The organism is Pseudomonas sp. MWU15-20650, from assembly GCF_023242475.1.
Classification (GTDB): domain Bacteria; phylum Pseudomonadota; class Gammaproteobacteria; order Pseudomonadales; family Pseudomonadaceae; genus Aquipseudomonas.
The window spans coordinates 110711-119665 of the sequence record NZ_JALJFG010000015.1 but is presented as its reverse complement, the minus strand read 5'-3'; the positions used below and the strand labels follow the sequence as shown (position 1 = coordinate 119665).

The window sequence follows — 8955 nt, the reverse complement described above, 5'->3', positions numbered from 1 at the left end:
CCCAATGCCAGTCAGTTAAGCGCTAGAACGAGCAACCGGTAACCGGTGGCGAGCGGGCTTGTCCCGCGTTGGGGCGCGTAGCGCCCCCAAAGAAGGACGAATGCGGTGTACCCGATACTCCGCGCAGATAGCTTTTGGGGCCGCTACGCAGCCCAACGCGGGACAAGCCCGCTCGCCACAACAAGCCCGCTCGCCACAGTGATAGTGTTCCTTCTTAACTGACTGGCATTAGGGCCAGCCCCCTCTCACAATTTTGAGCGCATTTATTCAGGCAGATGCGCCACGCCATCGGCATCCGTCATCGCCCGCTCCAACAAATCCGCCGGCAGGCTTTTGCTCGCGCGAGCGCCCAGCAACCTTAGTTGTTCGGTACGACTGACCAGGTTTCCGCGCCCATCGGTCAGTTTATTTCGCGCCGCGCTGTAAGCCTTATCCAACTGCTGCAACCGATTGCCCACTTCGTCCAGATCCTGGATAAACAACACGAACTTGTCGTACAGCCAGCCAGCGCGTTCGGCGATTTCCCGGGCATTCTGGCTCTGGCGCTCCTGCTTCCACAGGCTGTCGATCACCCGCAGGGTGGCCAGTAAGGTGGTGGGGCTGACAATCACGATATGGCGGTCGAACGCCTCCTGGAACAGGTTCGGCTCCGCCTGCAACGCAGCGGAAAACGCCGCTTCGATCGGCACGAACAGCAGCACAAAATCCAGGCTGTGCAAGCCTTCCAGGCGTTTGTAATCCTTGCCGGCCAAACCTTTGACGTGATTGCGCAGGGACAGCACGTGCTGCTTCAAGGCGGCCTGGCCGATCACCTCATCATCCGCTGCGACATACTGTTGGTAGGCGGTCAGGCTCACCTTGGAATCGACCACGACCTGCTTGTCGCCAGGCAACATGATCAGCACGTCAGGTTGGAAACGCTCGCCGTCCGGACCTTTGAGGCTGACCTGGGTCTGGTATTCACGGCCCTTCTCCAGCCCCGCGTGCTCCAGCACCCGCTCAAGGATCAGTTCACCCCAGTTGCCCTGGGTTTTCTGGCCCTTGAGGGCGCGGGTCAGGTTGGTCGCTTCGTCCGATAAACGCAGGTTCAATTGCTGCAGGCGCTCAAGCTCCTTGGCCAGGGAAAAGCGCTCGCGGGCTTCGTTCTGGTAGCTTTCTTCGACGCGTTTTTCGAATGACTGAATGCGCTCCTTGAGCGGGTCAAGCAACTGGCCCAAGCGCTCCTGGCTGGTCTCGGCAAAGCGCTGTTCGCGCTCGTCGAAGATCTTCCCGGCGAGCTCGGCGAACTGCGCACGCAACTCGTCCCGTGAGCCCTGCAAGTCAGCGAGGCGTTGCTGATGGCTTTCCTGTTGCTCGCGCAGCTCGGCGCGCAGGGCCGCCGACAAGGCGTCGAGACGGCGCAATTCGGCTTCCTTGGCGCTACGGTCGAGGTTCCAGGCGTGGGCCGCGTCGCGGGCATTATCGCGGTCGATCTGCAACAGCTCGACTTCACGGCGAACAGCGGCCAAGTCAGCTTGCTTAGCGGCATTGGCGTGGCTCAGGTCGCTGATTTCATCACGGCTGGCGTCCAACTGGGCGGCGAGCCCCTCCTGGGCCAATTGCGCAGTAGCCAGGCGCTCTTCAAGCAACTCCCAGCCGGTGGTGCGCGCGGTCAGTCGGCGCTGAATCTGCCAGCACACCGCCAATAAAGGCACCGCTGCGCCAGCAAGCCCCAGGGCAACACTGGTCCAGTCAAACACCATAGCCATTTCTGCCATCACCGAAAAAACGCAAGGTTAACCAAGCAGAGGGCCGGAGGACAGCTCAGTCTTCGACTTGACCCAGTTCGCGTTGAGCGCGACGGTCGCCGGCACGGGCGGCCGAGCGCAACAGGTCGTGGCCGATACGGCGGTCGCGGGCATTCCCGCATTCACGGCACATCAGTTGGCCCAGCCGGCTCTGCGCGGCCACCACACCTTCTCGAGCAGGCTGCTTGAGCAGGCGTCCAGCGAAGTGTTTAACGTTAGTGCTCTGCCCCAGGCGCGGACTATCGAGCAGCCACAGGGCGACCTTCAAGGAGAAACGCTTGGGTGCGGTAACAGTCAGGGGCGTGTCGGTAACAGAAGGTGATACTGAGCGAAACTTCATAAAGCACTGTGGGACAGAACGGAAGGCGCGCCACTCTACTCTTTTTTTCGTACAGGTAAAGATGAAAAAAACCGGCACGCCCGTGCTAGAGCAAGCGCTCGGGACAATCCACAGAAGCTGTGGATAACTCAGTGGACAACCGCCCTTTAACTCGCGCAAAGGCCCATGGAATGGGGGCCCCAGTCAAACTGACGATTTTTTCACCAATAAAAAAAAGCGAGATTTTTCATTGACTTAAATTTTCATTACAGGCAAATGGGAACGCTTCAAGGCAGTTGACAGCAAGGTTACACAGCCTGCGACAAATGTGCACAAGTACCCACCTACTGGTTATATCGCCGGCGTTTTTTGATTCAACACGCGTTAAACATGTTACCGCCAGGGCAAACCCGGGGACTTTTCAAATCCATCCTGGCTCGCCACACTGCCCCACCGACAACGCAACGGTTCAGGGGTCGATGAAAGGAATTCTGATATTCGCCGCATTGCTGCTGGCCATCTGTGCGACGTCTTTGGGCATCAACGCAGCGTTGCCCTCCCCCGACGGCGCGCTATTTGCCATCGCGATCCTGCTGTCGGCCGCCTTTACTGCCATGAGCCTGTGCATTGAACTGGGTGAAGGCAGGATCAATGACATGCGCGATGTCATGAAGGTGATCGAGACCCACCAGTCATTGCGGCTGACACTTGCCGCCTATGGCCTCGGGTGCGCATTGGCCGCCTCTATCACGGTGCTGGCCTATCGTGGGCTGTTTGGCATCTGATTGAATTTTTTTGGCTAGCACACTTCCTTTCCGAGTTTCAATCCGTTACTATCCGCGGCGTTAGTACCAAGCTGAAAGTCAATTCTGGTCGAACAACTCCCCTGAACAACACGGGATCGACCACCTCGATGGTTTCCAGGTATTCCTTGCGACGACACTGCCTTTGAATAAGCAAAGGGTGGCGCGAAGTTTCAATACTCTGACCGAACCAACCTGCAAATTGATCAGGATCTTCACCCCGGGCCCAGAACCTTTGCCCTTGTTGTGCTGCCTGCCCTCCTAAGTACCTACCTGCCAGCCCAAGCGCGCCTAACTTATCAGCGCTTCAAACTGGCTGCTTTGTTCCAGTCGGGTTCTTCGTTTGATCAATGGTGATCAGCGTTACTGGAACGTTTTAACGTTGCACGGTTCTTATCCGTGTCATTTGTAGGAACACCAATAATATGTCCACTCAAATCCACACTCAGGATGCCATTCGCACCCTCACCAACGCTTTTGCACCAATGAACTGCCTGATCATGGCCGCTCGCAAAGGCTGCTTCAGCTTCACCCTGGTCAACGAACACGGCATCGCACGTCACAGCGAACGCCTGTACCCCGATCAATACTCCAGCGCAGAACCGCTGCAGGCCGTGATCGAGCGTACCCGCCAGGCACTGACTGCCTGATCGACCCGAGTCGCTGAAACGCAAAAACCCTGCTTAAAAAACAGGGTTTTTTATTGCCTGAAATTTGACTTTGAAGTCCTTACCCTAAGTACCAATAGATATAAACGTTATAACTAGATGAAGAAGATGTTTTAAAAACAGTCCTTTACATCGTAAATATGACACTACACTTCAACTCAAGCGGCATGATCCGCTCGCGACGGGCCTGAGATCCGATTCACCGCTGCCAAGCCCCCCCCTTCTCAGGCTTCGTCGACCACTTTCATGGACTGAGGCTTGTATGGGTATCGCCGCCAGCGAATTGTGTCGTTATGTGATCAGGCCGACGTTGATGTACCTCGGCCGCCATAACCCGACAGCCGAGTCCCTGCTGCTGGGCATTGCCGCCAGCCAGTCAGAACTGGGCTCGGCCTTGCATGATCGGCGCGGCCATGGCCTCTACAGCATCACCGAACCGCGCCACCGCGCCCTCTGGGATGACTACCTGGCACTGGACCCGGAGCGTGCAAGCCTCGTGCGCGGGCTGGCCAGCCAACATGCGTTCCTCAGCGCCCCCCAGCTGGAACTGACAGTGAACCTGCGTTATGCCACGGCCATCGCCTGGTTGCTGGTGGAACAACATCGCACCGCACTTCCCCCACCGGGTGACGTATTGGCCATGGCGCGTATCTGGAAAGAAATATTTCACCCTCAAGGCCGGCTGCGGGATTTCACCCAAGCCTGGCAAACCTGTGTTTCCCCCATAAATCAGGTCACTTGTTGATCAGGCGCTTTGCAAGATTCGGCTAAAAACGTTGATTTTGGTCGGATTGTCCTACAAAACAGCTCTATCTCCTATGTTACAGCCTATAGCGCTAACTTAATTTTATTGATACTTTCCGCAGCGGTGATCACCACGGAGTTCTAATAATGAAAAAAGTAATGCTCAAGACCACACTTAGCCTCGCCGTTACCATGGCTTCCTCCCAATTGTTCGCAAGCGGCTTTGCCCTCAACGAACAAGACGTCGCCGGAATGGGTACCGGTTTCGCGGGCCGCTCTTCTTCTGCGGATAACGCAAGCACTGTCTACGGCAACCCTGCCGGTATGGCTCGCCTCGAAGGCCAGCAAATCACGGGTGGTGTTGCAGCCATCGACGCCTCGACCGATATCAAAAATCCCGGCGGCCGTTCTTCCGGCAGCAACAAAGGCGACATGGTGCCGTTCACCGCCGTCCCTTTCGGTTTCTACACCAACAAACTCAATGATCAGTGGGCTGTCGGCTTTGGTGTTTATGCACCTTTCGGCCTGGTGACTGACTATGAAAGAGGCTACCAGGGCCGTTCGTTCGGCAGCTACAGCAAAGTGTCTGTCATCACTCTGCAACCGACCGTCAGCTACGCCTTCAACGACCGGGTTTCCATCGGCTTTGGCCCAACCATCAACCGGATTTCCGGCAAGCTGGAATCCGAGCTGGCCCTGACGCCAAACCCTGCCGTCCCAAATACCAACATCACGATCAAGGGCGACGACACCGCTGTCGGCTTCAACGTCGGTGTACTGGTACAAGCCACTGACACCACGCGTGTGGGCCTGACCTACCACTCCAAAGTCAGCTACAAGCTGGAAGGTCACACCGAAGTCACCGCACCTGCCCCGACGGCGCCACTGCTGGCAAGCGGTCGCTACGACGCTTCGCTGAGCATCGACACGCCTGAGTCCTACGACCTGTCCGTGACACAAGACCTGAGCGATGCCTGGAAAGTCTACGGTGGTGCCACCTGGACTCGCTGGAGCCGCCTGAAAGACATCACCGTCAATAACGAGGGCGTGACCAGGGCTGGCGGTATTGCTGCACCACAGATCGTGGGCACTATTACCGAACCACAGAACTGGCATGACACCTGGGCCTATGCCCTGGGTACTTCGTACCAGGTCACCAAGCAAGTGGTACTGCGTACCGGCCTGACCTTCGACCAGTCGCCAACCAACAACACCGACCGTTCGCCACGCATCCCTACCGGCGACCGGACCATCTTCAGTGTTGGCCTGGGCTACGAAGTAATGCCGAACATGATCGTCGACGTCGCTTACTCCTACCTGAAGGAAGAGCCAGTCAAGGTCAACAAGTCCAACGCACTGGGTTCGTCCTACAGCGCCAAGTACGATAACAGCGCCAACGGTTTCGGCCTGGGCGTGACGTACAAGTTCTGATCCAACGCGTGTAAAAAAGCCCCGCTCTCCTGCACAGGAGGCGGGGCTTTTTAGTGGGCGGCGCTCAGGGTTTCGAAGCCAGCGCCTGCTCCACCGCCTCGATCAAGTCCGGGCTGTCCGGCTTGGTCAAACTGGAAAAGTGGGCAATCACCTTGCCCTGGCGGTCCACCACGTACTTATAGAAATTCCATTTCGGCGCGCTGGTCTGCTGCGCGAGGATCTTGAACAGGTGCACCGCATCCGGCCCCTTGACCGTCTGCGGCTCGGTCATGATAAAGGTCACGCCATAATTCACATAACAGACCTTGGCGGTCTCTTCACCGGTCTTGGCTTCCTGCTTGAAGTCATCGGATGGCACGCCGATCACTTCCAAGCCCTGACCCTTATAGCGCTGGTACAAGGCTTCGAGACCTTTGAATTGCGGTGCAAACCCGCAAAAACTGGCCGTATTGACGATCACCAGCGGTTTGCCGGCGAAGCGTTGGCACAGGTCAATGGATTCCTTGGCCCGCAACTTGGGCAATTGGCCCTCCAGCAACGGCGGGCAACTGGCCGCCATGGCAACGCTGCCAACAGCCATCAGGACGGGTACCGCGAGCCAGCGCATCAGCATGTCGAAAGTCCTTGAGTCAGTTCAGACACTGAACTTAACAGATCGCCATGCCCAACTGCATCAACGCCAAGCCGCCATGCTGCCAACCCCACCACGCCAGCAGCAACAGCAACACTCCGCCCACCAGCGCCATAAACCGTACCGCTGCACTCATGCTGCCTCCAACTGCGCCTGCACTCGCGCGACCGGCCGCTCGCGTACCGGCCAGTTCAAGGCTGCGGCGAGCAGGCTGAGCAGAATCGCGACATGCCAGATCAAATCGTAGTTACCGGTTCGATCATAGACGACGCCGCCCAACCAGCCGCCGAGGAATGAGCCAAGTTGATGAAACAGGAACACAATCCCACCGAGCATCGAGAGGTTACGCACACCAAAGAGGGTCGCGATGGTGCCATTGGTCAGCGGCACGGTGGACAACCACAGGAACCCCATGGCCATGCCGAACAAGTAGGCCGTGACTTCGGTGACCGGCGCCCACAGGAACAACACGATCACCACGGCACGCAACAGGTACAAACCGGTGAGCAAGCGTGGCTTGGACATGCGCCCACCCAGCCAACCCGCCGTGTAAGTGCCAAAGACATTGAACAGGCCGATCAAGGCCAACACGGTGGTCCCAACCGTTGCCGGCAAATGTTGGTCGACCAGATACGCCGGCAAATGCACGCCGATGAACACCACCTGGAAACCACATACGAAAAAGCCGAAGGCCAGCAACCAGAACCCGGAATGAGAGCAGGCTTCGTGCAACGCTTCGCGCAGGGTTTGCTGGCCGGCCATGACCGGCAACGGTTTGTCCTTGAGCATCGCCACCAGCGGCAAGATCAACGCCACCATCATGCCCAGCGCCAACAGGGCCGCCGACCAACCGAGCCAACCAATCAACCCCAGGGTGCCGGGCACCATGGCGAATTGGCCGAAGGAACCGGCAGCGCTTGCAACGCCCATGGCCATGCTGCGTTTTTCCGGCGGCACAGCGCGGCCGACCACACCGAGAATCACTGAAAACGAGGTACCCGACAAGCCGATGCCAATCAGCAAACCGGCGCTCAGGGACAAGGACCATGCGGAATCGGACATGCCCATCAACACCAGCCCGACGGCGTACAACACACCGCCGACAAACACGGCTTTTGTCGCACCGAAACGGTCGGCCAACGCTCCGGTAAACGGCTGCGCCAGGCCCCAGATCAAGTTTTGCAAGGCAATGGCAAAGGCAAACGTCTCACGCCCCCAGCCGAATTCAGCACTCATCGGCGCCAGGAACAAGCCGAAGCCATGCCGCACGCCCAAGGACAACGCCAGGATCAGCGCACTCCCCACAAGAACCCAGCCACTGGTGCGCCACATCGAGGTCATTTCTTATTCTCCGCTCGCGGGTATATACCCGCTTATAGTTGAACAAACCGCCCTTCAGGCGAGTTCATCCAGCAAGGCCAACAAGGTTTCGCGCTTTTCGGCGCCCAACTTATCAATCAATCGCCGCTGCGCCGCTTCCCACGCCGGCAAGGCGGCGGCCAATCGTTCTTCGCCGGCCTGCGTCAGCAGTACCAGACGGTTGCGCAGGTCATCGCCCTCGACCATCTGCACCAGGCCCTCACCTTCCAGTACGCGCAGATTGCGCCCCAGGGTACTGCGATCCAGACCCATCGCATCTGCCAAGCTGGAAATGCTCGGCTGATCGAGACGCTGTAGGTTGCACAGTAAAGAATACTGGGCAACGTTAATCCCGAAGCCGTCGAGAGCGCCGTCGTAATGCCTGCTGACGCCACGGGCGGCGCGACGCAGGTTGGTGCATAAACATTGGGAGGCAAGCATAGAGCATGTATATACCCGGGATTAAGGAAATGCAAGAAAGTGTTACAACGCCAGCGTGATCAGAACCGCCACTTCCAGCAGTTCCAACAGTGCGCCAGCCGTATCACCTGTGGTGCCACCGAGGCGATTGACCATCAACTGGCGCAACCACACAAAACACAGCGCAGCGAGTAACACCGCAATGCCACCGTTGAAACCGCCGATCAGGATGCAGGCCAACCCACTGAGGATCAGCACCTGTTGGCCGACGACTCTCGGTAAATGATCCGACAGCGCCTGGCCCAGCCCTCCTGCGCGGACGTAACGCGTGGTGAGAAACAGCGCCAACATCGAAGCACGCCCGATCAGGGGCGCCAGTATCAGCGCGGCGCTGTTATGCTGTTCAATCAAGGCCACCAACGCGCTGAACTTGAGCAGCAATACCAAGCCCAAAGTCACCACGGCAATCGGCCCACTGCGGGGGTCCTTCATGATGGTGAGCGTACGTTCGCGATCACCAAAGCCCCCCAGCCAGGCGTCGGCGCTGTCCGCCAGGCCGTCCAGGTGCAAGCCACCACTGAGCAACACCCAGCCCGTCAACAGCAGCGCCGCGTGCAGCAGCAACGGCGCGCCCATCAAGACCAGGTTCAGGCCCCATAACAACAGCCCGAACAGCAGCCCTACCAGCGGATAAAACAGCAACGAACGCCCTAGCTCCTGCGGTTGCGGCATACCCGGCAAACGCACCGGCAGACTGCTCAGAAATTGCAGGGCGATCCAGAATGGCAGCATC

Annotated in this window: 10 protein-coding genes; 4 read left to right on the top strand and 6 right to left on the bottom strand. The window is 58.2% G+C overall.

Annotated features, from left to right (window positions below):
* Window positions 1-263 precede the first annotated feature (263 nt).
* Together rmuC and M5B43_RS14200 are read right to left on the bottom strand one after the other, a co-directional pair.
* Window positions 264-1628, bottom strand: coding sequence for a DNA recombination protein RmuC (rmuC, locus tag M5B43_RS14205; protein WP_248750701.1), 1365 nt, complete (start codon window positions 1626-1628; stop codon window positions 264-266).
* A 175-nt stretch (window positions 1629-1803) separates the two neighbouring features.
* Window positions 1804-2127: a sel1 repeat family protein gene (locus M5B43_RS14200; RefSeq protein ID WP_248750696.1), complete on the bottom strand. Its 324-nt coding sequence runs from the start codon at window positions 2125-2127 to the stop codon at window positions 1804-1806.
* Window positions 2128-2585: 458 nt separating this feature from the next.
* Between M5B43_RS14200 and M5B43_RS14195 the strand changes: the two genes are divergently transcribed.
* The 4 genes from M5B43_RS14195 (at window position 2586) to M5B43_RS14180 (ending at window position 5752) form a co-directional block, all read left to right on the top strand.
* Window positions 2586-2891 carry a hypothetical protein gene (locus M5B43_RS14195; protein ID WP_248750695.1) on the top strand — a complete coding sequence of 102 codons (306 nt, stop codon included), beginning with the start codon at window positions 2586-2588 and terminating at the stop codon, window positions 2889-2891.
* Window positions 2892-3334: 443 nt separating this feature from the next.
* Window positions 3335-3559 (top strand): hypothetical protein, encoded by a 225-nt coding sequence (locus M5B43_RS14190; RefSeq protein WP_071482924.1) that lies wholly within the window; start codon window positions 3335-3337, stop codon window positions 3557-3559.
* 280 nt (window positions 3560-3839) lie between these two features.
* Window positions 3840-4322 carry a hypothetical protein gene (locus M5B43_RS14185; protein ID WP_248750694.1) on the top strand — a complete coding sequence of 161 codons (483 nt, stop codon included), beginning with the start codon at window positions 3840-3842 and terminating at the stop codon, window positions 4320-4322.
* Between the two features lie 146 nt (window positions 4323-4468).
* Window positions 4469-5752: an outer membrane protein transport protein gene (locus M5B43_RS14180; RefSeq protein ID WP_248750693.1), complete on the top strand. Its 1284-nt coding sequence runs from the start codon at window positions 4469-4471 to the stop codon at window positions 5750-5752.
* A 64-nt stretch (window positions 5753-5816) separates the two neighbouring features.
* Here the strand turns inward: M5B43_RS14180 and M5B43_RS14175 are convergent, their stop codons facing one another.
* The 4 genes from M5B43_RS14175 to M5B43_RS14160 all read right to left on the bottom strand — a co-directional run bounded on the left by M5B43_RS14175 (window position 5817) and on the right by M5B43_RS14160 (window position 8954).
* Window positions 5817-6365, bottom strand: coding sequence for a redoxin domain-containing protein (locus M5B43_RS14175; RefSeq protein ID WP_248750692.1), 549 nt, complete (start codon window positions 6363-6365; stop codon window positions 5817-5819).
* 150 nt (window positions 6366-6515) lie between these two features.
* The gene (locus M5B43_RS14170) at window positions 6516-7715 is read right to left on the bottom strand and encodes an MFS transporter (RefSeq protein ID WP_248750700.1); all 1200 of its coding nucleotides are present in this window, start codon (window positions 7713-7715) and stop codon (window positions 6516-6518) included.
* A 63-nt stretch (window positions 7716-7778) separates the two neighbouring features.
* Window positions 7779-8183 (bottom strand): MarR family transcriptional regulator, encoded by a 405-nt coding sequence (locus M5B43_RS14165; protein ID WP_248750691.1) that lies wholly within the window; start codon window positions 8181-8183, stop codon window positions 7779-7781.
* Between the two features lie 42 nt (window positions 8184-8225).
* Complete coding sequence (locus tag M5B43_RS14160) at window positions 8226-8954, bottom strand: adenosylcobinamide-GDP ribazoletransferase (protein WP_248750690.1); 729 nt, start codon at window positions 8952-8954, stop codon at window positions 8226-8228.
* Window position 8955: the final 1 nt, after the last annotated feature.